Source organism: Streptomyces sp. NBC_01241 (genome assembly GCF_041435435.1).
Taxonomy (GTDB): domain Bacteria; phylum Actinomycetota; class Actinomycetes; order Streptomycetales; family Streptomycetaceae; genus Streptomyces.
The window spans coordinates 7893095-7917333 of sequence record NZ_CP108494.1 but is presented as its reverse complement, the minus strand read 5'-3'; the positions used below and the strand labels follow the sequence as shown (position 1 = coordinate 7917333).

Sequence of the window (24239 nt, the reverse complement as noted above, 5' to 3'; positions counted from 1 at the left end):
TGTCAGGAATCCCCTCGCGCGCGGTCGGAGTTCTCATCGACCAGCGTGCCGTGGAGGCTGCGAATGTGCCGCTCGACGAGGTCTGCGGCCTTCACGCCCTCGCCGGCGCGTACCAGCCCGAGCAGCCCGGTGTGCTCCGCGTTGAGCGCGGCGGCCGTGGCCGGCCAGTCCTCGGCCTCCTCCAGCGCCCGCAGGATCAGCGGTCGCACCGACTCGCGAACGGCGGAGGTGAGCGTGGAGGTCAGTTCATTGCCGGAGCTTCGGGCGATGTGCACATGGAACCGGGTGTCCAGGTCGTTGAACTCCGACACCCCGACATCGGGCTCCCCCATCCGCACGACCAGCGCCTCCGCCTCGTCGAGGCCCTCCGGGGATGCATGCCGTGCGGCCGCCTCGAAACTGGACCTCTCCAGCACGACGCGCGCCTCCAGGACGTCCTCCAGGCTGTAGCTGCCCAGCGCGAAGTGGAGTCGCAGCAGCCGCCCGAGCGCGTCGTCGGGGTTGCGTACGATCCGCGCCCCGGCATCCGGCCCCCGGCCCGGCTGTGCGACCAGCACACCGATGGTCTCCAGCACCCGCAGCGCCTCGCGCAGCGCGGACCGGCTGACCCCGAGCACCGGCGCGAGCTCACGCTCGGGCGGCAATCGGTCGCCCGCCCTCAGCTCACCGGAGAACACCCGCTCCTCGATGCTCTGGAGCACGAGTTCATGCGTACGGGACTGCCGTACGGGTTGCCATTCGACGGGCATCCGTCACCCCCTGCCTCGGCCGGAATCGCCTGGTTGCCGTAGTGTCCGCTGCCCGATCTTCCACTATGTCACACAACACGTATGGTCGGACCAAAGGATGGATCGTTCAGTCGTCGAAGGACCCGTGACGGCCCGCACCGCCCCCGAAGCGGTCGGCACCCGCCTGCGTCTCTCCCGCGGTGAGCGGCACCAGGCCGTGGTGGTACTCCGCAGCCAGGGCGTCCAGCTCGCTCAGGCCGTGCTGCTCGCGCGCCGAGAGCCGGTCGTGGCGCAGGCACAGTTGCGGGAACGCGGCGATTTCCCGGGCGAGTTGCTCCGCCGCGCGCCGAGCCTCACCGGTCGGAACGATCCGGTTGGCGAGCCCCATGGCGTACGCCTCCGGGGCCGGGACGGGGCGCCCGGTGAGGATCATGTCCATGGCCCTGCTCTCGCCGATCAGGCGCGGCAGCCGTACGGTTCCGCCGTCGACCAGCGGCACTCCCCAGCGGCGGCAGTACACACCGAACACCGCGTCGTCCTCGGCCACCCGCAGATCGCACCAGATGGCCAGCTCCAGCCCCCCGGCCACCGCGTGACCCGAGACCGCCGCGATGACGGGCTTGCTCAGGCTCATCCGGGTCGGCCCCATCGGCCCGTCGCCCTCGGGCAGGACCTTGTTGCCGCGTTCCGTACCGATGCCGTTCAGGTCGGCACCGGCACAGAACGTACCGCCCTCGCCCCACAGCACGGCGACGGCCGCATCGGCGTCGGCATCGAACTCGCGGAAGGCGTCGGCGAGTCGGGCGGCTGTTGGACCGTCCACGGCGTTACGGACCCCGGGGCGGCTGAGGATCACCGTGAACACGGGGCCGTCGCGCTCGATCCGTACCGCTGGTTCCTCGTTCATCGTTCGCCCTCCCACAGGGGGTTGCAGAAGCCGGGTCGATGCCGTCGAGGACGACGGCCGCGCCGCCGCACACCACGTGCGGCAGCCCGACGCGATCGCCCCGTGAGACGCCCGGCCCGGTCGGTGGATTCATCTGATTCTCACGCAGCTGTTCTACTCTGAGCCGCGTGACCCAGACGAGCCCGCCCGGCTGGCATCCAGACCCCGGGTATACAGGAATTGGCCCCGTTCACGAGCGCTGGTGGGACGGGGACCGGTGGACCGACCACCTCCGCGTGCCGCCGGCCGCGGCCCGGCGCCGCCGGCTGCGTATCGGCATCGGCGTCACCGCCGGTGTGGTGGTGCTCGCCGCCGTCGGCGGCGGTCTCTTCCTGCTGTCGGACGATTCCTCCGGCTCGGTGAAGGGCGCGGCCGCAGCCCCGTCACCCGCACCTTCCGGCGCGCCCGGGCGCGGGCCGGGGGCGCCCGGAGGCGGTGGCCGCGAGGGCGGCGGGAGCGGGGCACCCGAGCAGCGGCTGCCGGGGACCGAAGACGGCTACGCCACGGACCTGACCAGTGGAATCAGTCTCCCGGTGCCCGACGGATGGACGGGCAACTCGGGGATCACGGGCGCGTGGGTGAGCACGGGCGAGTACGCGTGCCCCGGCGCCACGTCCGAGCAGTGCGTGCGCGGCGGGGTGTCGTCCACACCCGCGAAGGCCCTGAAGCTCGACACCACGACGGCGAAGGCCACGGCGACGAAGGACATCTCCGCCAACGCGACGGAGTCCTACGGCGAAAAGATCTACGGAGGCATCACCTCGCACCAGGAGCTCAGGTCCGGGCCCGTCACCGTGGCCGGACAGCAGGGCTATCTGGTGCGCTGGAAGGTGGTGACGAAGAACGGCGACGACGGGTACGTCCAGTCGCTGGCCTTCCCGTCCCCCCGTTCCAAGGACATGCTGGTCGTCGTCCGTTCCGGCTTCGACATCAACTCCAAGGCGCCGGAGCTCTCCGTCATGGACGAGATCACCAAGGGCATCAAGGCGGCGTCGGGAACGGGCTCCGGTCCGGGCACCACCGCATAGGAGCGTGGCGGACGATCGCGTCTGCGGGGAGGACGCCCAGCACCGGTGTGAGTACGAGAGGACGACCGGACTGAGTACGTGGTCCGATTCCTCATCGGGCCATGGATGGTCGAATGACAACCATGGTTCCTGACGCGTCTCCCCGCCCCCGCATGCAGCACGTCACCACCGCCGGTACGGCCCTGGCCGTGACATTGGCGCCGCTGGTGATCGGCGTACTGCTGGCCAAGACCATGGCGGCGGATCCGATGGGTCCGGTCAACGCGATGGTCACCAGGGGCGGGCAGCCCGTGCCGATCTCGCCCGCGCAGTGGCGCCGCTGCGGCAGACAGGCGCTTCGCAGTTGGAAGGCCCCGCTGAACGCCTGCAGACACCCGGGCACTCTGGTGCCGCGGCGCGCTGCGGTACGTCGGCCGCGCCGGCCCGGGGCGTTGCTGCGCGAGCGCTGAGTACCGGGCCGGCCCGCCGCGTCAGACCCGCTCGCAGTGCAGGAACAACTGGGGTTCGGCCACCGCTCCTTCGTACGCCGGGGTGAACGGACCGCTCTGCTCCCACAGGATCGTGAATCCGGCCCCGGCGACCAATTCGGTGAACGCTTCGGCACCGAAACTGGTCGCCTGCACCTTCTGCCCCATGAAGACGACATCGGCGTCCTCCACGTCCAGCGGAACTGTGGCGACGGCCAGGACTCCGCCGGGGAGCAGCAGTCGTCCCAGTCTCCGCAGGAGCCGGGACTGATCGTCGCGGGACATCTGCAGCAACGAGAAGTACGAGCACACCACGTCGAAACTCCGCTCTTCCAGGGGAAGTTCGCGGATATCGGCGCATACGAAGGTCGCACCGGGCACGTGCCGGGCCGCCAGGTCGACCATGACGGGCGAGACATCGACGCCCAGCACCTGATGACCGGCGTCGGCCAGGGTCTGCGCAGTGGGACGGCCCGTTCCGCTGCCCACGTCCAGGACTCGGCTGTGCGGTGGGATGTGCTCCAACAGCCGGAGCAACGAGGCGTGGTGGGGGATCGAGTCGGCGAACGCCCGCTCGTACTCGGCGCCCAGAGCATCGAACACCCTCGCGGCCGGAAGGCCGTGCTCTTCGTCCATCGATGCGCATCCTTCCCATGTCCCGGCAGGTCCCCGGGATCGTTTCACCATTCGCTGCGGCCTTCAACGCCCCACCCGGGCCCGCCACATGGGGAATCGGGGCACCCGGTGTGGACGAGCGAGGAGCAACGTCCCCGGTGCCGGGTGACCGCCGTGGCCCGGTCACGGACCCCGGCCAGGAGCCGGTGGCGCCGGCCCGGGTCGGTGGCGAGTCCGACCGCCGTCCATGCCATGGCGATCGCGCCGTCGAGTACGGCCCTGTCGGCGCCGGGGGTGGTGCCCGCGGCGGCCGACGCACGGGGCCGTCGCCGGACACGGCGTCAGGCGGAAAATCCGGTGACCTGCCCGCACCGGGATCACTACACTCGCCACGAACCGCCCGCAGCGACATCATCGCGGCGTGCACCGCGACGAGTGAGGGGAGACCGGCCATGCGTTACCGCACCGCCGTCGTCGCCCCCCGGTCACGGTACGAGGTGATCCTGGTGTCTTCGTGCTTCCGGTGCCCGCCGCGCGGCCGGTACCGGATTGCCGCGACGAGCAACTGACCCTCTTTCCCGCAGTGTTGGGCCTTCGGTGCGACCGTGCACCGATGCGGTCCGCCGCATAAGGGGTTCATGCGTGGCCTGAGCGCAGGCCTGTTCGTCCGGGAATCGCGCCGTCCCGCATCCGGATCACCCCGAAAGGCCATGGGCCGTGCGTACCGAACTGCACCGTCAACTCACCAGTGCACTGACCGGCGTTCGCAATCTGGGCATCCTCGCCCACGTCGATGCCGGCAAGACCACCGTCACCGAACGGATCCTCTACCTCACCGGCACCACCCACAAGCGGGGCGAGGTCCATGACGGCACGACCGTCACCGACTTCGATCCCCAGGAACGCGACCGCGGCATCACCATCTTTGCCGCGGCGGTGAGTTGTGACTGGGACGGTCACCGGATCAACCTGATCGACACCCCGGGCCACGTCGACTTCTCCGACGAGGTGGAGCGCTCGCTGCGGGTGCTCGACGGCGCGATCGCGGTGTTCGACGCCGTCGCGGGGGTCGAGCCGCAGAGCGAGTCGGTGTGGCGGCAGGCCGATCGGCACGGGGTTCCCCGGATCGCCTTCGTCAACAAGCTGGACCGTGCCGGGGCCGACCTCGACGCGGCGGTCGCGTCGATACGCGAGAGGCTGCACGCGGTCCCGCTGGTGGTGCAGTTGCCCATCGGGAAGGAGGACGGGTTCACCGGAGTGGTGGATCTGCTGCGTATGCGGTCGCTGGTCTGGGCCGACGGTCAGGGCACGTACGAGGAGGGCGAGGTGCCGGACGACCTGCGGGAAGAGGCACTTCGGCGTCGTCGGCTGCTGGCGGAGACCGTGGCGGAACTCCATCCGGTGGCGTTGGAGGAGTTCTGCGCGCAGTCGACGGTCTCCGCAGGGACGCTGGCCGCCGCGCTGCGTGACCTGACCCGTGCCGGTGAGGGCGTCGTGGTGCTGTGCGGTTCGGCCTACCGCAACCGCGGGATCGAGCCGCTGCTGGAGGCCGTCGTTGCCTATCTGCCCTCGCCGCTGGATGTGCCGGCAGTGCGCGGCACCCTGGACGGCGCGGAGCAGGAGCGGCCCGCCGACCCGGCCGCGCCGTTCGCCGCGCTGGTGTTCAAGGTGAACGCGACCGCGACGGGGCGGCTGACGTACCTGCGTGTGTACTCGGGAACGATCCGGAAGGGGGACGCGGTGCTGGACGTGGGCGCGCGGCGCAGCGAGCGGATCGGCCGGATCCTGCGGGTCCGGGCCGGACAGCACTCGGACGTGGACCGGGCGGTGGCCGGGGACATCGTCGCGGTGATCGGGCTCAAGGCGGCACGTGCCGGGGCGACGCTGTGCGCACCGGCGGCGCCCTTGGTTCTCGAACCGCCTTCCGTGGCCGATCCGGTCGTCTCCGTGGCGGTCGAGACCCGCAGGAGCATCGACACCGACCGGTTGGTGCCGGCGCTGGCGCGGCTGGTCGAGGAGGATCCTTCGTTGACGGTCCGGACCGACCCCGAAACGGGTCAGACGGTGCTTTCGGGGATGGGGGAACTGCATCTGGAGGTCGCGGTGGAGAAGATCCGTCGTGCTCACGGGCTGGAGGTCGGCGTCGGCCGGCCGCAGGTGGCCCACCGGGAGACGGTCGTCCGTGGCGTGTCCGGACTGGTGTACCGGCATGTCAAGCAGGACGGCGGCGCCGGGCAGTTCGCTCATGTCGTCGTCGACGTGGAGCCGTTGGAGGCCGCCGGTGACCACGATGCCGGCGGCGGGGCAGACTTCGTGTTCCGGTCGTCCGTCGTCGGGGGCCGGGTGCCGCAGGAGTACGTGCGGGCGGTCGAGGCCGGCTGCCGGGACGCCCTGACCGAGGGCCCGCTCGGCGGTCACCCGGTGACCGGGCTGCGGGTCACGCTGACCGACGGGGCGACCCACTCCAAGGACTCCTCGGAGATGGCGTTCCGGACGGCCGGGCGGCTCGCGCTGCGTGAGGCGCTGCGCAACAGCGCGATGGTGCTGCTGGAGCCGGTGGTGGAGGTCACCGTCACCGTGCCCGACGACGCCGTGGGCGGAGTGCTCGGCGACCTGGCGGCACGGCGCGGCCGGGTCTCGGGCTCGACCGCGCGGGCCGGCACGTCGGTGGTCACCGCGACCGTGCCGCTGGCGGAGCTCTTCGGCTACGCGACCCGGCTGCGCAGCCGGACGCAGGGCCGGGGAACCTTCACCACCCGGGCCACCGGTTACGCCCCGGCGCCGGCCGCGGTACCCCACGGGACGACGGGCCGGTAGCCCCGGGGCGCGGCCCCGTCCGTACGCGGGCGGGGCCGCGTCACGCACACACCGGACAGTTCGCGCCGACGGCACTGCCGACCGCCGGAGCAACGCGGTCAGCAGCGGTGGCGGGTGGCGGTGGGAGTGCTGCCGGATACCGATCGGAACCGGTGGCCGCCCCACCGCCGCCCCGCCTGCCGGAACGCCGGACCGGAGGTTCCCGTCGTGTAGGGTCCTTGACTTCGTGAGCACTGGCCCCTGCGCCAATGCCAGAATCCGGGCGCGCTGAGCAGTGAGAGTGTCGGGGAAATTTGAGCAATCGCTGATTCTCCACGATCGGGTCGGTAACAGCGAGTGAGGTACCCGTGATAGCCGCAGGGGCCTGGCAGTGCAGCGTGGGAGTCTTGACCGATGCCCGGCGGTGCCGATCCCGGCGGTGGTGCCTCCGCCGGGTCTCGGGTTGTCGCGGGATCGTAAGAGACGCCGCCAAGACCTGGGCGTCCTACCAGGATTCCAGCTCAGAGAGGGCGTGATGGGGAAACAGTCGAACGCTGTGAGGGCGGAGTTCGCAGCCGCGACCAAACGGCTAGTCCGAACCCCGGTCGCGGCCCGCGACACACGCCCCGGATCAGGCCCGGCTGTCTCTGGCGGCGAACCACGGCGAAGGGGCCCGGCGTTGCCGGGCCCCTTGCCTGCTGTACCCGGATCCGGGCTCAGCCTGTGGAGACCGATCCATCCCCGCCGGGCTCCTTAGGAGCCCAAGTAGGCGCGCTGGTGGCTTCCTTCAAGCTGGTTTCGTTCATCAGGACTCGCCAACCGTCCTCACCGGCGAGGCCGTCGGGCCGAACGTTGATCTCCTTGACCTGGCGGGTGTCCTGGAAGTACAGCACCACGACCTGGCGTTCGGATGCCTCGTCGTAGAAGTCGGCCGCGACCTTTCCCGTGGCCCCTTTCTGGAAGCTCTTGATCCAGTTTGCGGCCGTCTTCCGGGTCTCGCTGTCGGTGCTGTCGCTGGTCGCCAGCTTCTCCAGATCCCCGGCCTTGCCGTCGGCGATGCGCCACACGACCTCCTGGACCACCTGCAGGGAGCCGGTGGACGGATAGCCGAACACGTGCAGCGGTTCGTGGTTGGCGTAATCCGTTTCGTACTGGAGGTCGGGTCCGAGCAGCGAGCACGCCGACAAGCTCAGCAGCAGGGCTGCCACGGATCCGCATATGACCTTGCGTCTCACACTGTCACCTGTCCTTGACGCGAACGATCAGGATCTTCTCGATCGGATCCTTCTTCTTGTAGCGAGCGATCACGTCGCTGAGCGTAGTCAACGTCTTGATCCCGTGCTGGACGAGGTGGAGCTCACCGCGTGAGTTGGCCCGTACCACCGCAGCATGGTTGTAGACCTTCTCCGACTTCCACTTGAAGAAGATGACGTCACCGACCTTGGCCGAGCTCGCCTTCGAGATGGTCTGCGAGTGGCGGTACTTGGTGACGTGGCGGCGCAGATTTTCAGCCCCGGACCATGTGTAGGTCTTGTTCTTGATCGTGCCGAAGAGGTAGTACTCCTGCCACCAGGAGTGGTCGGCCTTGCGGCCACCATTCCGGAACTTCATGTGGCCACCGTAGTAGAGGGCCTTGGAGACGAAGTTGGTGCAGTCCTGCTTGTACTCCCACTTGGTACCACGGTTCTTGTACGCCCAGTTCGCGGTTCCGTTCCCGTCGACGACGCTGGCGAGAGCGGTAACCAGCGGTACGCCGTCGGTGACCGGGAACCCGTCGTCGTCCAGGTCCAGGGCGTCGTCGTCAGCCGGAAGATCGGCATCTTCCGGTCCCTCTGATTCCACCTGAGCCTCGGCGGCGGCGGTCGGGGACAGCGTCAGACCAGCAGAGGCGTCATCGGCTTCCGTAAGCAGCACGACGGCACCGTCCTTGACGGCGAAGGTGAACCGCTTGTCACTGCGGGCCTCGGTTTTGTCGTCGACGCCGTCCGTGCGTACCGTCTCCGACTCCGTCACGGTCGCATGCACGATCACTTCGGCGGTGTTCTCGCCACGGCGCACCAGCACGTCGCTCAGTTCGGCGGACGCCGAGCTGTAGCTCTGGCCGCGCTTCTCCAGGGCCTCTCGTGCGCCGACGAGGCCTTCCTCCTGGGCCTGGAGGAGCTCACGGAAGGCTCCGCCGTGGGCGGACTCGGCAGCGGCGTCCCCGGCCCTGAGGCTTGCCCCGGTCTTGATTCGCCCGCGTGCCTTGAGGTAGTCCTGCACGTACGTCTTGTATAGGTCCGGGCCGCCGGAGACCGCAGTCGGCTGGGAGAGCGCGGAGCGCGAAACAGGCCCGTTGCCGAAGGTGTTGTGTGCCGTGACCGCGACCCGGTAGGCGCGGGAGTTGTCCAGGCCGGTGACTACCGCGCGGGGCACGGTGCTCTCGACCTCGGCCACGACCAGCCCTCCGTTGTCTCCACCTTCACCGTGTAGCCGGTCTCCTCACCAGCGGCCCCACCGCTGAGCGGCGGGTTCCACCGGGCCAGCAGCCCCTTGTCGCCGGCACTGACGGCGATGTCCTCGACCGGGCCCGGAGCGGACGGCAGGACGTACTCGATGGTGAGCTGAGGCCGCTTCGTCGCGTCGCCGGCCGAGGCCGAGTAGTAAGCCGCACCCGGTGCTTCGCCTACTGCTCGTAGCAGCAGACCGGTGTTGTCCTCCAGTTCGGTCCATGACTGCACCAGGGGGCCCAGTTCGGTGGCGGTGAGTTCTTCACCGGAGCTGTAGCTGTCGACGCTTGCGGCGGCGAGCAGCTCCTTCCCGCTCTGCGACGGAGACCACGCAGTGGCGAGCTCGAACAGGTCGAACTTCTGGGCCGTGCACCCGGTGGTGCAGTCGGCGCGTGTGAGGGACAGCTTGGCCGCGGTCACAAAGGACCCGCGGGGCAGGGACGACAGGTCCGCCTTGATCCACGTGGCCCAGTCGTGCCCGTCGGCCCGGCCAGCGAGGATCTTCCCATCAAGGATGGCAGGGCACGCGTCGTCGCAGTCCGTAGCAGCGGATGAGGCGGCGAGCCGGCCATCGGTGAGGGTCAGGGTCTTGGACTCGGGGACGGGCAGGGTCCGCACACGCACGGTGAGCTTCTGCAGCGCCGACCATGGTGAGCAGCCGACCGATGTGCAGGCTCGGACGTTCCAGTAGTACGTGGCACCGTCGGTGAGTACCCCGTCGGGGATCTGCACGGCGGACCGGTATCCGCTGTCCGTCCACACCGGCTTCAGGGTGAGCCCCGGAATCGGAGCCCCCGCAGCATCCTTCAGCGTGAACTCACTGCTCACCCTTCCCTGGGCGGGGTCGGTGACCACGGCCGACAGGATCGGGGTCAGTGTCTGCTCGGCCCCGGCCTGCAGGTCCTGCGGGATACCGGGCAGAGGACTCACACTGAATTTCGCCCACGGCGACCATTCCAGGTTGTAGTGCGTACCGTCGTAGGGATTCGTCCGGAACCGGTAAGTGCGCCCGTGCTGGAGCTGCCCGGCCGGCACCTTGACTTCTGCCGGCGTTCCGCTGGCCACGAACGGGGAGACCAGGACTTCTCCGACCTGTTTGTTGGTCGCGTCATCGAAGATCTGGAAGGTGCCGTTGACCTTGTCACCGTCCGGGTCGGTGAACGTGTCCCTCAAGGTGGGGGTCGTCGTGTCGACGCGCCAGGTGCCCGTCTTGTCCTGCGTGTACGGCGGGCCCGCCTGCTGCTTGGTGCCCGTACGAGGCCGGTAGTTGTAGTTGACCACCAGCTTCGGCGGGTTCGAGGCCGCGTTGGCGGAGTTGACGCGCTTCCACTGCGCCACCACCGACTCGTCGGAGGCCCTGATGCCCATGTGGCCGCGGGTGGCCTTGGCCGACGCCCATTCCTGCGCCAGCGTGGTCACATCGGCGTTGATCCAGCCCGTCGGCTGGGTGCTCGTGCACGCCGAATTGCCGCGCGTCTCGGTGGAGGTAGCCTTCTTCGCCGTCATCGTCGGGCGGTTGGTCCACCGGCTGGAGGTGGAAGCGGCCCCGGAGGCCCACACCTCCCACGGGTAGGCCTTGCAGTCGGTGTTGCCCGAGTGGAAGTTGTACAAGGACAGCTTCGCGTTCAGGACCAGCGCGTCCTGAAACGGCGTGGTGTTCCAGGAGATGAAGGTCTGCGCGGTGCGCGGGGTGCCGTCCGCGTTCTTCGTGCCCGGGTTGCCGAAGTCCAGCTCCTTGTCTGTCGACTGGTCGACCGTCACCCCCTGCTGCACATAGGTGGCGAAGACGTTGGACAGCGCCGATGTGGACGGGTCAATGGTGACCGGGTACTGGGTTGCGGGGTCGGAGAGGAACTCGACGTCCGGGGTGACCAGCAGGTCGACGGACGAGCCCTTCTGCACCACCGTCAGACCGACCCTGGCCGTGTGCGTGTGCTCACCCGACCGCTGGTCGACGCCGGCGTCCCACATCACCGGGGCTGGCATGACGGCCCGCTTCTTGTTCTTGTTGTCGGTGAACAGCACGCTGCCGTCAGTGAGTTGCTTCGCCTTCAGACCCTTGGCCTTCAACGGCAACGTGTAGCTGTAGTTGTCGACCTCGGGACGCTGCTTGATCTCGACGAACTGCTCGAACCCGGTACGTGTCGCCTCGACCACCACGTCCGCGCCCGGCACCGCGTTCACGTACTCGGCACGGGTCCGGCGCAGGCAGCCCGCCCTTCCACTGCAGGGTGATCCGCTGATCATCCTCGCCCAGCGTCACCAGGTCCGTGGCCGCGGCCTGCTGCGCCGCCTCGAGCGACGCAGCCGGACGGCCGGCTCCCCCTGAAAGCTTCAGACCGTGGGGGTGCGCCTTGGCCTCAACGGAACCATCGGAACCGCGGGCAAGATTCACATCGATGCCACGCCACGAGCCGGCATCCTGGTCATAGAACCGAACAGGACCCGCGGAAACCTCAGTTGTCAGCGACCCGTCCTTGTTCACCCACGTCGTAGACGCCTCCGTGCGCTCCGACAGGGCCTCCACTCGCTTTCCCGACAGACGCGCAGCAGCACGCGCGGAAGCGAGGTCTGCCGCCTGCGTCACCGGAGCTTCGTTCTCAGCAGCAGGATGGTCCGGCGCTTCAGCCGCGGAGCTCACGCCGTTGAGCAGAGCGGCGGACACCGCCAGGCTGAGAGTTCCCGCTACCCAGCGCAGGGTTCTTCCTACGGGCCGCACCCGCCCGCGCCGCGGCACGGACAAAGGATCGGTCACGGTTTCCCCTCCCATTATTCACAGCTACACCAAGTGATGGTGAAGTCATGAACACATCGAGGGAGGAAAGCCCAAACTCGGGGCAACTGTGAGAAAGTAGGCGCCAGTTACCCGGTGTGAGCGGTGATCTACCTCACGCGACAAGAGGGTTGGGGTGTTTCCAGACACAACCTGTCTCAGGCAGGCAACCAGATCTGTGCTGTAACCCTCTAACCGCCTATGTCACACGTCGGATGCGCGGTAGCCGTCAGGCTCCCGTGCCTCCAGGATCGGGGCGTAGACATCCCGGATGCCTTCTTCGCCGCGGCGGTCGTCAGCCCGGCGACGATTCACGTGACTTCACGCACCGAGGCATCGTCGTACCGGATCGATGTCATGGCCAACGCGCGCTTCCTGCTGGAAGCGGCTGGACTCTTGATCGCCATATGGACGACAGCAGTTACTGAGAGTAGTCAGTGACCGCAGAACCGTGAAATTGCTCATCCGTTGCCCATTTCATGGGACCTTGTCCATCGAAACGCGGAACCTACACCGGTGTAGGATCCGCGACCTCGTGAGCACAGAGACCTGCAGAAACAGGGTCTTCCGCGCGAAATGAGCACCGGATGCGTAGTGCTTCCGTGAGCAATCGCCGCAATGGCTGAAGGTTCGCCGTCACGGCGAGTGACAAGAGAGGCGGCTCTATCCTGCTGGACTTGTCCACCATTCGACCCTCCATGTGGGTTCCGCACCCCATCTCGACTCAAGGCTGTCAGAGGTGGCGGCTCAGGTGAGCAGCAACGCGGTAGTAGGCGAGTTCGCCGACGGTGAGGTTGCAGCGCTGCGAAACCAGAGATGTCCGAGATTGAGCCCTTCTCGGTAACGTCTCGTGACGGTTCGTGATCTTCGTTCAGATGGTGCGGCCGTGTTCCATCTGGAGCAGGACGAGGGCAGCGCGGGTGATCCGGGTGATCGCCTTGGGGTCGAGGCTGACCCTGCGCAGAGCCTTGAAGGTCACCTTGAGCAGGGCGTTGGCGCGTTCGGCCACGCCGTGGACGCCTCGGATGACGGAGTTGAACGCCTTGGCGTCATCGGTGAGTTCGCCGCCCTTGGGCTTTTTGACCGGGTGGCGGAGGCCGGCCCCGGCGTTCTGGTAGCCGAGGTCGGTCAGGGTGGGGATGTCGAGGGTGTCGGCGAGCCGGTTCAGGGCGGCGATCAGGCCGTGGGTACGGGCGCAGGTGGTGTCGTGCTCGCGGCCGGGCCGGACCGGCGAGACCCAGAGCGGCCAGCCGTCGGGTGCGGAAATGACCTGGACGTTGCCGCCGTGGTGCTTGTGCTTGCCCGACCACCACAGGTCGGCCTTGTTCGGGCCGGGGGCGGCGACGCGATCGGTACGGATGACGGTGCCGTCGAGGTTGAGGTGTGTAAAGCCGGCTGCGGCCGCGCGCTCCAGTGCGGTGGACAGGTCCGGGGCTTGGTCGGCGAGCACGGTCAGCCCTTCGTGGAGGTAGCGGTAGGCCGTCGGGACGGAGATCCGGTTGTCGCGGGCAAGTTGAGTCAGCCGGGCACCGTCCAGGAACCAGCGCAGGATCAACACGCTCTGTTTGAACGGACCCAGGGCGCGGGTGCCCTTGCGGGTCCCGAGACGCTCACGGTGTTCGAGCAGCAGCTTCGCGAGGGCCTCAGCAGTGGCCCGGCTGACATCGAGCACGCCGGTGTAGGTGACACTGGTCAACGCGTGAAGCCTCTCGGACCCCGGAACCTGTTCTCCGCAGACCTGTTCCTACCACGGGCTTCTCGCGTATCTGATGCCGGGTCAAGCCCGTCTGATGTCCCTAGGGTGCGTTTCGAAAGTGGATCTTTATGATGCGTTGCCTTACTCAGGAGGTAATCGTCTCGCCCGGACTGTGCGGGCTAGGTTGGTGATCTCGCCGCGTGAGCAGGACGCGGACCATACGGAGGGGCCAATCATGTGCGTAGCCACATCTACGAACACACGGACCGCGGTTGAGGAGTTACTGCGCAGGATTGGTGAGGGCGACCCCGAGCGCATCGCCGAGCTGTACGCCGAGCGGGGCGATTGGAAGCTGAACTGGCCGGAGGCCGAGCACGGTCGTACTGCCACGCCCTGGATCCGTCATCGGTCCACCCGGGCCGACGCGGCCGCCCACTATCGCGAACTTGCCGAGCACCACGTGCCGGAGCAGGTGGCGACTGAGGTTGAGCGCATCCTCATCGACGGAAACGACGCAGTCGTGATCGGCGAGATTCGCCAGACCGCTCGGTCCACCGGACGTGCGTATCGCGCGCGGTTTGCTATGCACCTCACCTTCGAAGACGGCTTGGTCACCCGGCACCATATCTACGAGGACAGCCTCGCCGTGGCCCAGGCATTCGACACCGAAGACCAGTGAAAGCCACCAGGACGAGCATGAGGATGCTGGTCACAGCCACTCGTTGATAGCTGCGACCAGAACGGTCGCTTCGTAGCGGACGGCGAGCTTGTCGTATCTCGTGGCGACCGCGCGGTGCCGCTTGAGGCGGTTGATTCCGCACTCCACCGCGTGGCGCTCTTTGTAGTCGGCCTTGTCGAACTTCGGCGGCCGACCGCCGTGAGGGCCGCGTTTCTTGCGGTTGGCGATCTGGTCACGCTTCTCCGGGATCGTGCAGCGGATACCGCGCTTGCGCAGGTAGGCGCGGTTCGCGCGGGAGCCGTACGCCTTGTCGGCACGAACCTTGTCCGGCCGGGTGCGAGGCCGGCCCGGCCCGAGCCTGGGCACCCGGATACGGTCCAGGACCACCTGGAACTGCGGGGAGTCACCGCGCTGCCCGGCCGTGATCACCAGTGACATCGGCTTCTGCGCCTGCTCGACCGCCAGGTGGAGCTTGGTCGTCAGGCCGCCCCGGGAACGTCCGAGCCCATGGTCGTCAGGCTCGGTGAAGACGCCACCCGGCGGCTCGACCTGCAGATCCCCTTTTTGCGGGCACCCGCCGCATGCTGGTGGGCACGGGCGATAGTCGAGTCCACCGAGACGTCCCAGGTGATCAGCCCCTCGGCGTCGGCCCGGGCCTGCAGTTGCTCGAAGATGCGATGCCAGGTGCCGTCCCGCTGCCAACGCCGGAACAGTCCGTACACCGTCTCCCACGGGCCATACCGCTCAGGCACGTCCCGCCAGGGAGCACCGGCGCGAGTGCGCCAGCGTATGCCGTCTATCAACTGTCGCTTGGTGCGGACCGGCGGCCGTCCAGGCTTGCTTCCGACCGGGAGCAGCGGCTCCAGCTTCGCCCACTGTGCATTCGTCAGATCATGCCTCCCCATGAAGTGGATCTTGACACATCGAGATCCACTTCTGAAACGCACCCTAGTCAGGAAGATCTCGGATCTGTCGGACGGGCGGCATACTCTGAGCCCTGTCCGCACTATCTGGGAGAGTCATGACAAGTAGGTTCACCGAGTTGGCCGTTGACTGCCACGATCCGGAGAGGCTCGCGGCCTTTTGGTGCGAGGTCCTGGACTTCAAGGTGATCGACCGGAGCGAGGGCAAGGTCGAGATCGGCTCCTGGGTGCCGACCGTCGAGGATGTTCGGGCCCGCCAGATGCCGCCCACCCTGCTGTTCATCCAGGTGCCCGAGGGCAAGACCGTGAAGAACCGGCTTCACCTCGACGTCAGCCCGATCGACGGTAGCACCGAGGACGAGGTGACCAGATTGCTCGGCCTCGGCGCCACCAAGACTGATGTGGGCCAGGGCTCAGACCGAAACTGGGTGGTCATGGCAGACCCCGAGGGCAACGAGTTCGACGTCCTGCGCACCCTGGCACCGCAGAACTAGGCCGCGAGCGGGCACCCGCACCCCGTCACACTCCGCAACTGTCACGTTGCCGAGAAGACCTCACTGACCGCAGTCAGTGCCCACGGAATGGCGAAAGTGCCCAATCGCTGTCCATCTTGCATGGACAGTGTCCATCAGAACGCGGAACCTACACGTCGGGATCAGACCCGCGGGACCGGGTAGGTCGGGTACTCCACGCCGGACACGTGCTGGACGACCCGGATGACCTGGCAGGAGTAGCCGAACTCGTTGTCGTACCAGAGGTAGAGGATCGCGTTGTCGCCCTCGACCTTGGTGGCACCGGCATCGACGATCGAGGCGTGTCGCGAGCCGATGAAGTCGCTCGACACCGCGTCGGGGGCGGTGGTGAAGTCGATCTGGCGCTTGAGCGGCGAGGTCAGCGACACATCGCGGAGGTAGTCGAGGACCTCTTCGCGGGTGGCCTCACGGCCCAGCCGCAGGCTGAGGATCGCGATCGAGACGTCCGGCACCGGGACGCGGATCGAGCTGCCGGTGATCGGCGCCTTGAGGTCGGGCAGCGCCTTGGCGACGGCGGACGCTGCACCGGTCTCGGTGATGACCATGTTGAGCGGCGCCGAGCGGCCGCGCCGGTCGGCCTTGTGGTAATTGTCCAGCAGGTTCTGGTCGTTGGTGAACGAGTGGACGGTCTCCACGTGGCCGCGGAGCACGCCGTACTCGTCCGCCATCGCCTTCAGCGGCGGGACGATCGCGTTGGTGGTGCAGGAGGCGCAGGACAGGATCTGCTCGTCCGGCTTGATCGCATCGTGGTTGACGCCGTGCACGATGTTGGGGACGTCGCCCTTGCCCGGAGCGGTCAGGACGACCTTGTCGATGCCGGGGCGCAGGTGCTGCGACAGGCCCTCGCGGTCGCGCCACTTGCCGGTGTTGTCAATGAGGATGGCGTCCTTGATGCCGTACGCCGTGTAGTCGACCTCCGACGGGTCGTTGGCGTAGATCACCTTGATCTCGTTGCCGTTGGCGACGATGGTGCTGGTCGCCTCGTCGACGGTGATCGTGCCCTGGAACTGGCCGTGGATCGAGTCGCGGCGCAGCAGCGAGGCACGCTTGACGAGGTCCTCGTCGGCCCGGCCGCCGCCCCCGCGGACGACGATGGCGCGCAGCCGCAGCCCGTTGCCGGAGCCGGCCTTCTCGATGAGCAGGCGGGCGACGAGGCGGCCGATGCGGCCGAAGCCGTAGAGGACGACGTCGCGGCCCTGGGGACGCTCGATCTTGTTGGCACCCGTGGCGCCGGCGACGGCCTTGGCGGTGAACTCCTCGACCGAGAGACCGCGGTCGTCGCTCTTGAAGGTCGCGGCGAGCATGCCGATGTCGATCTGGGAGGGGCCGAGATCCAGCGTGGTGAGGGCCTGCAGGAAGGGCATGGTCTCGGTGACCGAGAGCTCCTCACCGGCGATCTGCCGGGCGAACCGGTGGGTCTTGAGGATGCTGACCACCGACTTGTTCACCAAGGAGCGGCTGTGCAGCAGGACCGTCACGTCCCGCTCCCGGTGCATCTTCCCGATGATCGGGATCATCGACTCCGCAATCTCCTCGCGGTTGTTCCAATTGGTGAACGAGTCGTCATTGACAGTCACAGATTTATCTTTCGAGCTAGGCGGCGCTCATATGCTAACCCGCCGCCTTTTTGATCAATCAAACGGTGCCGTCCGAGCCGGAAACGGTAGGGATGTGTGACGTATTGCTTTTGTTTGTCTCGATACCGGGTCGTCAGGTGACCGGCCCCTCCTGGACCCGCGCCGCCGGCCAGGGCGCGGCCTGTTCCAGTTGCGCGGCCAGGGAGAGCAGCAGCCCCTCGCCCCCGAGATCGGCGGCGAACTGGACGCCCAGCGGCAGCCCGTCGCCGTCCCGGCCGAGCGGGACGGACATCGCCGGCATGCCGGTGACGTTGTGGACGCTGGTGAACGCGGAGTAGACCGAGGCGTGTTCGTAGATCGATTCCGGCCGGTTGGTGTCGAGCGTGCCGAGCCGGGGCGTCGGCCGGGCGAGCGTCGGGCTCAGCAGCACGTCGTACGTCGAGAACGCCGCGCCGACTGCCCAGCCGATCTCCTGCATGCGTCCGAGGGCCCGGCTGACGTCCGCGGCGGTGAGGGCCCGGTAGCTGTCGTAGAGCACCCGTGTGAACGGTTCGAGGTCGTCGTCGGCCAGCGGCCGGCCGAGCTGTTCGAGGCGGGCGTCGATCTGGGCGACCAGGCCGCTGCCCATCAGCACGGCCGAGGCACCGGCGACATCCGCCGGCCGGTAGGCGGCCGTCGCCTCCTCGACCTCGTGTCCGAGGCTCTCGCACAGCCGGGCCGCCGCGATCGCTGCGGCGGCCGGCTCCGGATGCACCTCGGGGCCGTCCGGCAGGGCGGTGATCAGTCCGATCCGCAGACGTCCGGGCTCCCGCCGTGCGAGGGCGGCGAAGGAGTCGGCGGGCGTGGGGGCGGCATAGGCGTCCCCCGGGAGCGGTCCCGCGGCGATGTCGAGGAGCAGGGCGCTGTCCCGCACCGTGGTGGTGACGGCGTGGTGCACGGAGACCAGCCCCGACAGCGTGGTGGGCCGCGGCGCGGGGGACACCCGGCCACGGCTGGGCTTGAGACCGAACAGACCGCAGGCCGCCGACGGGATGCGGATGGACCCTCCGCCGTCGCTGGCGTGCGCGACCGGGACCATCCCCGAGGCCACCGCGACGGCCGAACCGCCGCTGGAGCCGCCCGGCGAGTGGGCGGTGCTCCACGGATTGCGGGTCGGGCCGAACAACGCGGGCTCGGTACTGGCGTTGAGCCCCAGTTCGGGGGTGTTGGTGGAGCCGAGCACGACCATCCCGGCGCGCCGGTACCGGGTCACGAGCTCGCTGTCGCGGGCGGCGAGGCCCTCGGCGAAGAGGCGGCTGCCGCCGGTCGACGGCAGGCCGGCGACGTCCGTGCCGAGATCCTTGATCAGGACCGGCACGCCGCGCAGCGGCCCGTCGGGCAATCCCGCGTCCACTTCCTCCAGGGCCCGGTCGAACCGGGTGTGGATCACCGCGTTGTACTCGGGGTTGAGCCGCTCGATGCACGCGATCGCGTCCTCCACCACGGCGCGGGCGTCCACCTCACCGCTCCTGACCGCCGCTGCGGTCCCCACGGCGTCCCGACTGCCGGTCATCGGCCTCTCCTCAGCTGTTGTTCGTCCGAGCCCTCGCGCTCGCCGGTCAAGGCGCCCGTCCCCGGGCGGCGCGCCTTACGACACGTAACCGGCGGGCCGGCCCCAGTCCTGACGCCGGGTGGTGCTGCGGTCGACCAGGACGCAGCGGGTGCCCGTGAAGTTGGTCGGCATGCACTTGTTGCAGTGGATGCACAGGGACGGGGTGGTGGCGTCGGCCTGGATGCGGTTCACCAGGTCGGGCTCCCGCAGCAGTGCCCGGGCCATCGCCACGAACTCGAAGCCCTCCCGCATCGCGAGGTCCATGACCGGCTTGCCGGTGATCCCGCCGAGCAGGATCATCGGCAGTTTCACCGCGGCCCGGATCTAGCGGGCGTCCTCCAGCAGATACGCGTCGGTGTAGGGGTAACTGCGCAGCTTCTGCTTGCCGACCAGCTTGACACCGAGCTTGATCGGCTGCGGCATGACGTCGGCGAACTCCTTGAGCGGTGCGTCTCCCTTGAAGAGGTACATCGGGTTGAGCAGCGAGCTGCCGGCGGTCATCTCCAGGGCGTCGACGGTGCCGTCCTGTTCGAGCCACTGGGCCACCGGGATCGCCTCGTCGAGCCAGAATCCGCCGGGCACGCCGTCGTCCATGTTCATCTTGGCGATGATCGCGATGCGGTCGCCGACCGCGTCGCGGACCGCCCGCATGATCTCCCGGGCGAACCGGGCACGGTTCTCCAGGTTGCCGCCGTAGGTGTCCGTGCGCTTGTTGATCCGGGGGCTGAGGAACGAACTGGCCAGGTAGTTGTGGCCCAGGTGCACCTCGACGGCGTCGAAGCCGGCCTGGATGGCGCGGCGGGCGGCCTCGGCGTGGGCCTCGGTGATGCGCGCGATGTCGTCGAGCGTCGTCTCCTTGGCCCAGCTCAGCGTCGTGGCGTGGAAGTGCTTCGTCGGTGCCAGGGCCGGCAGCCCGTTCCCCTTGGGGCTGGCAACGGGACCGCCGTGGCCGATCTGGGCCGACACCGCGGCGCCCTCGGCGTGCACCGCGTCGGTGAGCTTGCGCAGGCCGGGCATCGCCTCGTCGGTCCAGTGGATCTGGTGCCGGTCGGTGCGTCCCTCCCGGGCGACCGCGCAGTAGGCCACGGTGGTCATGCCGACGCCGCCGCGGGCGTAAGCGACATGGAAGTCCACCAGGTCCCGCGTGACCAGGGACTTGTGGCTGAGACCTTCGTACGTCGCGGCCTTGATGATCCGGTTGCGCAGCTGGATGGGCCCCAGAGTGGCAGGGGCGAGAACCTCGGGGGCCTCGGGGGCCTCGGCCCCGGTGGTCTCGGTGTTCGTCACTTGGTGTTCCTCCTTGACTCGACGTGGTGGCAGGCGACCCGGTGCCCGGTCCCGATCTCCCGCAGCCGGGGCACCTCGTCCGCGCACTGCCCGGTGGCGAGCGGACACCGGGTACGGAACCGACAACCCGATGGCGGGTCGAGCGGCGAGGGCAGCTCGGCCGCCCCCTTCACCTCGACCGCGTCGCCAGTGTGGGCGCTGCGCTGTGCCTCGGGAAGGGACGCGAGCAGAAGGCGGGTGTAGGGATGGACGGCTTCCAGGTGCATCCCGTCCGACGGCAGGACCTCGCACGTCCTGCCGAGGTACATCACCATCACCCGGTCACTGATGTTCTTCACGACGGAGACGTCGTGGGCGATGAACACCATGCTCAGACCGTGGCGTCGGGTGGTTGTTTCCAGCAGGTTGAGGATCTGGGCCTGCACGGAGACGTCCAGGCTGGAGACGGGTTCGTCGCAGATCAGGACCTCCGGGTCCAGCATCAGCGCGCGGGCGATGCACACCCGCTGGCACTGTCCGCCGGAGAGCTCGTGGGGCCGGCGGTCCCGCACGGTCTCCGGATCCAGTCCGACGGCCCGCAGCGCCTCGTCGACCCTGGCGTCCTTGTCGGAGCCGTCGTGTCCCCAGATGGCGGGGCCCTCCCACACCAGGTCCTTCACCTTCCGGCGCGGGTTCAGCGCGGAAACCGGGTCCTGCATGATGATCTGCATCCGGGCCCGTGCCTTGCGCAGCTCCTCCGGCCGGAGCCCGCCGAGCCGGACGTCCCCGAGGCTGACGGTGCCCGAATCGGGGGGCGGGAGCTGGATCAGGGCGCGGCCGACGGTGGATTTGCCGCAGCCGGACTCGCCGAGGATCCCGAGCGTCTCCCCCGCCGCCAGTTCGAGGCTGACCCCGGAGACGGCGTGCACCTTCTGACCGCCGCCGACCGGGAACTCCACGACCAGGTTCTCGGCGGTGAGCGCGCGCCGCCGCGGCGTCTCCACGACGGCACCGTTCGCGGTCATACCGTGGCCTCCTCGGCAGTGGCGACACCCAGCGGGTAATGGCAGGCGACGACGCCGACGCCGTCGGTGCTTTTGTGCGGGACGAGTTCGGGGGCCTCGTTTGCGCACCGGTCGGTGGCGAAGCCGCACCGGGCGGCGAAGCGGCAGCCGGCCGGCGGACTCAACAGGTTCGGGGGCCGGCCCTCGATGGTCGGCAACAGGGTGTGCGGGGGCGTGTCCAGCTGCGGGATCGAGGCGATCAGGGCCTGGCTGTACGGGTGTCGGGGGCTCTCGAACACCGACGCGGTGCCGGAGTGCTCGACGATGCGGCCGGCGTACATCACCGCGACCCGGTCCGCCCGTCCGGCGACGGTGCCGAGGTCGTGGCTGATCAGGATCGTCGCCATGCGCAGCTGCTCGCCGAGCGCCTGCAGCAGGTCGAGGATCTGCTTCTGGACCGTGACGTCGAGTGCCGTGGTCGGCTCGTCGGCGATGAGCAGGCGCGGACCGCAGGCCAGCGCCATCGCGATGACGACCCGCTGCCGCATGCCGCCCGAGAGTTCGTGCGGGTACTGCCCGGCACGCCGGGAGGGTTCGGGGATGCCGACCTGCCGGAGCAGGTCGACGGCCCGGTCCCGGGCGTAGGCGCGGCTCAGGCCGAGGTGCAGGCGCACGCTCTCGGACAGATGCGTACCGACCTTCTTCACCGGGTTCAGCGATGTCATCGGGTCCTGGAAGACCATGGCCACCTCGGTGCCCCACAGCTCACGCCGCCGCTGCGGCGTGAGCGCGTGGACGTCCTTGCCGCCGATGAGCACGGATCCGGAGACCGAGGTGGCGGGCCCGTTGCTGATCAGGCCCATGACGGTGCGTCCGAGGACGGACTTGCCCGATCCGGACTCCCCGATGATGCCGAGGGTCTCCCCCGGGGACAGGGACAGGGAGACGCCGTCGACGGCCCGCATCTCTCCGTGCGGGGTGTGGAAGACCGTGCGCAGGTCGGTGACGTCGAGCAGGGGTGGGGTGGTCACAGCTTCACGCTCCGGGGGTCCCACCGCCGGCGAGCCTTCTCACCGACGATGTTGAAGGCGAAAACGGTGAGGAACAGGAAGACCCCGGGCACCAGCACGATGTGCGGATGATCTTCGAAGACGTGCCCCTCACCCTCGGCGATCATGTTTCCCCAGGTCGGCTCGGGCGGCTGGATGCCCAGCCCGAGGAAGCTGAGGGATGCCTCGGCGACGATCAGGACCGAGATCATCACGATGGCCAGGGACATGATCGGCAGCAGTACGTTGGGCAGCAGCTCGCGCACCATGATCCGCGAATGCTTCGCGCCCATCGCGCGTGCCGCGATCACGAACTCCCTGTTGGTGTAGGCCACCGTGGTGGCGCGGCTGAGCCGCACCATGCCCGGCACGGTGAGCAGGGCCAGGGAGAGCGCGACGTTGCGCAGGCTCGGTTCCAGCACGGTCGCCAGCGCGATGAGCAGGATGAGCGGGGGCACGGCGAGCAGCGAGTTGGTCGCGATGGCGACCACCCGGTCCACCGTCTTCTGGAAGTATCCGGCCACCAGCCCGATCACGGCGCCGACGACGGTACCGACGAGGACCGCGGACAGGGAGATCAGCAGCGAGGACCGGGCGCCGTAGAGGGACCGGGCGAGCAGGTCGAGCCCGAAACCGTTGGTGCCGAGCGGGTGGGGTCCGGTGAACGCCGGGGTCGCGAAGGTCGGTTCGGCGACGGTGGCCGCCACGTCCCGGTTCTCGGCGAGCGGCAGCCAGGGGGTGAGGAGGATCGCCAGGCCGAGCAGTACGAGCCAGCTCGCGGCGGACCAGAACACCACGTCGAATTGCGGCCCGGCCCAGGCCTTGCCCAGGCGTGAGACACCGTTCAGCAGGAGGCCGACGCCTGCCAGCGCCAGCACCGCCTTCACGGGTGCGATCAGTGTGGTGGTCGTGGCGCCGAACACCGTCAGGCCGAGGCCGATGACGACGAGCGCCACCGCGGGCAGCAGGGGCAGCGGGAAGGCGGTCCGCGTGCGCGGAACGATGTCAGACATGGACACGTCGCGTCCTCGGGTCGAGATAGCCGTAGGAGAAGTCGATGCCGGCGTTGATCACCACGTAGATGGCGGCGATGACGAGTACGGCACCCTGCACCATCGGGTAGTCGCCCTGGTTCGCGGCGTTGACCACGAGGGACCCCATGCCGGGCAGGGAGAAGAGGTACTCCACGATCACGGTGCTGCCGATCAGCCGGCCCAGGCTCAGGCCGAGCAGGGTCACCAGGGAGAACGACGAGGGGCGCAGGGCGTCGGAGACCAGGATGCGCAGCGGCGCCATCCCCTTGGCCCGGGCCGCGAGGATGTACTCCTCGCGCAGGGTGACGATCAGGTCCCCGCGCAGGACCCGGGTGAACATCGCGAGCTCCGCCAGGGCGACGGTCAGTGCCGGGAGGAAGGCGTGGTGCAGATTACCGAGGAGGTCCCCGTCGCCCAGCCGCACCCATTCGGACCGCGGGAACCAGCCGAGCGAGGTGACCATCACCAGGACCAGCAGGAGTCCGGCCAGGAAGCTGGGCACCGACAGCACACCGAACGTACCGGCGCTGATGATCCGGTCGGCCCGGCCGCCTTCGCGGTAGGCCGACCACATGGCCAGCGGGACGGCGACGACAAGCGCGATCAGCAGCCCCAGCACCGCGATCTCGACGCTCACGGGCAGCGCGGAGATCACCCGGGAGGCCACCTCGCTCTGCGGCGGTACGACCGACCGGCCCAGGTCTCCGTGGAGGACACCGCCCAGCCAGTCGAAGTAGCGGGTGAGGAGCGGCTGGTCGAGGCCGAGGTCGTGGCGAAGCTCGGCGTAGGCCGAGGGCGGGTGCCCGGCTCCGAGGATGTCGACCGCGGGGTCACCGGGCAGCAGGGTCACCAGGGAGAAGACCCCGATGCTCACGATGAGCAGTACGCCCACCAGCTCGGCGGCCCTCACGGCCAGCCTGCACACCGCGGCGAGACTCATACTTCCTCCTGATCTGCGTGGTGCCTGCGGCCCGGCCGATGAGAGCCGCACCACATCAAGGTGACGCTAGGGGCGCGGTGGCCGGCGGATCGGGGCGCGTCCCGG

Annotated in this window: 20 protein-coding genes and 2 pseudogenes; 5 read left to right on the top strand and 17 right to left on the bottom strand. The window is 68.7% G+C overall.

The features are described from left to right. Positions 1-2: 2 nt before the first annotated feature. Positions 3-749 carry a FadR/GntR family transcriptional regulator gene (locus tag OG306_RS35965; protein ID WP_266750584.1) on the bottom strand — a complete coding sequence of 249 codons (747 nt, stop codon included), beginning with the start codon at positions 747-749 and terminating at the stop codon, positions 3-5. A gap of 106 nt (positions 750-855) precedes the next feature. Further along, positions 856-1635, bottom strand: coding sequence for a crotonase/enoyl-CoA hydratase family protein (locus OG306_RS35960; protein WP_266750582.1), 780 nt, complete (start codon positions 1633-1635; stop codon positions 856-858). Positions 1636-1802: 167 nt separating this feature from the next. On the opposite strand from OG306_RS35960, the gene OG306_RS35955 reads away from it, so the two are divergent. Continuing rightward, a complete protein-coding gene (locus tag OG306_RS35955) occupies positions 1803-2702 on the top strand; it encodes a DUF2510 domain-containing protein (protein ID WP_266750581.1) in 900 nt (299 codons plus the stop codon). Between the two features lie 113 nt (positions 2703-2815). Continuing rightward, complete coding sequence (locus tag OG306_RS35950; protein ID WP_371666094.1) at positions 2816-3151, top strand: hypothetical protein; 336 nt, start codon at positions 2816-2818, stop codon at positions 3149-3151. Positions 3152-3172: 21 nt separating this feature from the next. On the opposite strand, the gene OG306_RS35945 is transcribed toward OG306_RS35950, so the two are convergent. After that, on the bottom strand, positions 3173-3805 hold the full coding sequence (locus OG306_RS35945; protein ID WP_266750580.1) for a class I SAM-dependent methyltransferase: 633 nt from the start codon (positions 3803-3805) through the stop codon (positions 3173-3175). Positions 3806-4501: 696 nt separating this feature from the next. Between OG306_RS35945 and fusA the strand changes: the two genes are divergently transcribed. Next, entirely contained in the window at positions 4502-6601 is a 2100-nt protein-coding gene (fusA, locus tag OG306_RS35940) for an elongation factor G (protein ID WP_266750579.1), read from the top strand. Between the two features lie 695 nt (positions 6602-7296). Here fusA and OG306_RS35935 read toward each other — a convergent pair. The 5 genes and pseudogenes from OG306_RS35935 to OG306_RS35915 form a co-directional block, all read right to left on the bottom strand. Further along, the gene (locus OG306_RS35935) at positions 7297-7815 is read right to left on the bottom strand and encodes a hypothetical protein (protein ID WP_266750577.1); all 519 of its coding nucleotides are present in this window, start codon (positions 7813-7815) and stop codon (positions 7297-7299) included. 4 nt (positions 7816-7819) lie between these two features. After that, the gene (locus tag OG306_RS35930) at positions 7820-9016 is read right to left on the bottom strand and encodes an amidase domain-containing protein (RefSeq protein ID WP_266750575.1); all 1197 of its coding nucleotides are present in this window, start codon (positions 9014-9016) and stop codon (positions 7820-7822) included. Next, positions 8980-9537 (bottom strand): annotated as a pseudogene (locus OG306_RS35925) (DNRLRE domain-containing protein); the annotation flags it as partial. The pseudogene OG306_RS35925 and the gene OG306_RS35930, both read right to left, overlap by 37 nt. A 459-nt stretch (positions 9538-9996) precedes the next feature. Next, a pseudogene (locus OG306_RS35920) lies at positions 9997-11839 on the bottom strand (DNRLRE domain-containing protein); the annotation flags it as partial. Positions 11840-12713: 874 nt separating this feature from the next. Further along, positions 12714-13538, bottom strand: a complete 825-nt coding sequence (locus tag OG306_RS35915; protein WP_266750574.1) for an HARBI1 family protein — start codon at positions 13536-13538, stop codon at positions 12714-12716. A 235-nt stretch (positions 13539-13773) separates the two neighbouring features. On the opposite strand from OG306_RS35915, the gene OG306_RS35910 reads away from it, so the two are divergent. Then, positions 13774-14217: a nuclear transport factor 2 family protein gene (locus OG306_RS35910; protein WP_266750573.1), complete on the top strand. Its 444-nt coding sequence runs from the start codon at positions 13774-13776 to the stop codon at positions 14215-14217. A gap of 30 nt (positions 14218-14247) precedes the next feature. Here OG306_RS35910 and OG306_RS35905 read toward each other — a convergent pair. Then, positions 14248-15122 (bottom strand): IS5 family transposase gene (locus tag OG306_RS35905; protein WP_371665075.1). Its coding sequence is split into 2 segments (ribosomal slippage): positions 14248-14741 and positions 14741-15122, totalling 876 coding nucleotides; the frame shifts between segments, so codons are not numbered across the junction. A 116-nt stretch (positions 15123-15238) separates the two neighbouring features. On the opposite strand from OG306_RS35905, the gene OG306_RS35900 reads away from it, so the two are divergent. Next, the gene (locus tag OG306_RS35900; RefSeq protein ID WP_266360597.1) at positions 15239-15634 is read left to right on the top strand and encodes a VOC family protein; all 396 of its coding nucleotides are present in this window, start codon (positions 15239-15241) and stop codon (positions 15632-15634) included. Positions 15635-15795: 161 nt separating this feature from the next. On the opposite strand, the gene OG306_RS35895 is transcribed toward OG306_RS35900, so the two are convergent. The 8 genes from OG306_RS35895 to OG306_RS35865 form a co-directional block, all read right to left on the bottom strand. Then, on the bottom strand, positions 15796-17250 hold the full coding sequence (locus OG306_RS35895; RefSeq protein ID WP_266750569.1) for a glyceraldehyde-3-phosphate dehydrogenase: 1455 nt from the start codon (positions 17248-17250) through the stop codon (positions 15796-15798). A gap of 133 nt (positions 17251-17383) precedes the next feature. Further along, entirely contained in the window at positions 17384-18802 is a 1419-nt protein-coding gene (locus OG306_RS35890; RefSeq protein WP_266750568.1) for an amidase, read from the bottom strand. 75 nt (positions 18803-18877) lie between these two features. Continuing rightward, complete coding sequence (locus OG306_RS41010; RefSeq protein ID WP_432762246.1) at positions 18878-19153, bottom strand: hypothetical protein; 276 nt, start codon at positions 19151-19153, stop codon at positions 18878-18880. A 12-nt stretch (positions 19154-19165) separates the two neighbouring features. After that, positions 19166-20128, bottom strand: coding sequence for an NADH:flavin oxidoreductase (locus OG306_RS35885; protein ID WP_432762245.1), 963 nt, complete (start codon positions 20126-20128; stop codon positions 19166-19168). Then, on the bottom strand, positions 20125-21132 hold the full coding sequence (locus OG306_RS35880) for an ABC transporter ATP-binding protein (protein ID WP_266750565.1): 1008 nt from the start codon (positions 21130-21132) through the stop codon (positions 20125-20127). The genes OG306_RS35885 and OG306_RS35880 overlap by 4 nt, the downstream gene beginning before the upstream one ends. Beyond that, positions 21129-22142 carry an ABC transporter ATP-binding protein gene (locus OG306_RS35875; protein ID WP_371666093.1) on the bottom strand — a complete coding sequence of 338 codons (1014 nt, stop codon included), beginning with the start codon at positions 22140-22142 and terminating at the stop codon, positions 21129-21131. The genes OG306_RS35880 and OG306_RS35875 overlap by 4 nt, the downstream gene beginning before the upstream one ends. Next, positions 22139-23173 (bottom strand): ABC transporter permease, encoded by a 1035-nt coding sequence (locus OG306_RS35870; RefSeq protein ID WP_266750562.1) that lies wholly within the window; start codon positions 23171-23173, stop codon positions 22139-22141. Before OG306_RS35870 ends, OG306_RS35875 begins: the two co-directional genes overlap by 4 nt. Continuing rightward, entirely contained in the window at positions 23166-24134 is a 969-nt protein-coding gene (locus tag OG306_RS35865; RefSeq protein WP_371666092.1) for an ABC transporter permease, read from the bottom strand. The genes OG306_RS35870 and OG306_RS35865 overlap by 8 nt, the downstream gene beginning before the upstream one ends. Positions 24135-24239 lie beyond the last annotated feature (105 nt).

Excerpts from the sequence above, each read along its gene's own strand:
- OG306_RS35950 (WP_371666094.1), top strand. The coding sequence starts at position 2,816 with ATGACAACCATGGTTCCTGACGCGTCTCCCCGCCCCCGCATGCAGCAC.
- OG306_RS35900 (WP_266360597.1), top strand. The coding sequence starts at position 15,239 with ATGACAAGTAGGTTCACCGAGTTGGCCGTTGACTGCCACGATCCGGAG.
- OG306_RS35945 (WP_266750580.1), bottom strand. The coding sequence starts at position 3,805 with ATGGACGAAGAGCACGGCCTTCCGGCCGCGAGGGTGTTCGATGCTCTG.
- OG306_RS35910 (WP_266750573.1), top strand. The coding sequence starts at position 13,774 with ATGTGCGTAGCCACATCTACGAACACACGGACCGCGGTTGAGGAGTTA.
- OG306_RS35890 (WP_266750568.1), bottom strand. The coding sequence starts at position 18,802 with ATGACCGGCAGTCGGGACGCCGTGGGGACCGCAGCGGCGGTCAGGAGC.
- OG306_RS35960 (WP_266750582.1), bottom strand. The coding sequence starts at position 1,635 with ATGAACGAGGAACCAGCGGTACGGATCGAGCGCGACGGCCCCGTGTTC.
- OG306_RS35965 (WP_266750584.1), bottom strand. The coding sequence starts at position 749 with ATGCCCGTCGAATGGCAACCCGTACGGCAGTCCCGTACGCATGAACTC.
- OG306_RS35870 (WP_266750562.1), bottom strand. The coding sequence starts at position 23,173 with ATGTCTGACATCGTTCCGCGCACGCGGACCGCCTTCCCGCTGCCCCTG.
- OG306_RS35865 (WP_371666092.1), bottom strand. The coding sequence starts at position 24,134 with ATGAGTCTCGCCGCGGTGTGCAGGCTGGCCGTGAGGGCCGCCGAGCTG.
- OG306_RS35880 (WP_266750565.1), bottom strand. The coding sequence starts at position 21,132 with ATGACCGCGAACGGTGCCGTCGTGGAGACGCCGCGGCGGCGCGCGCTC.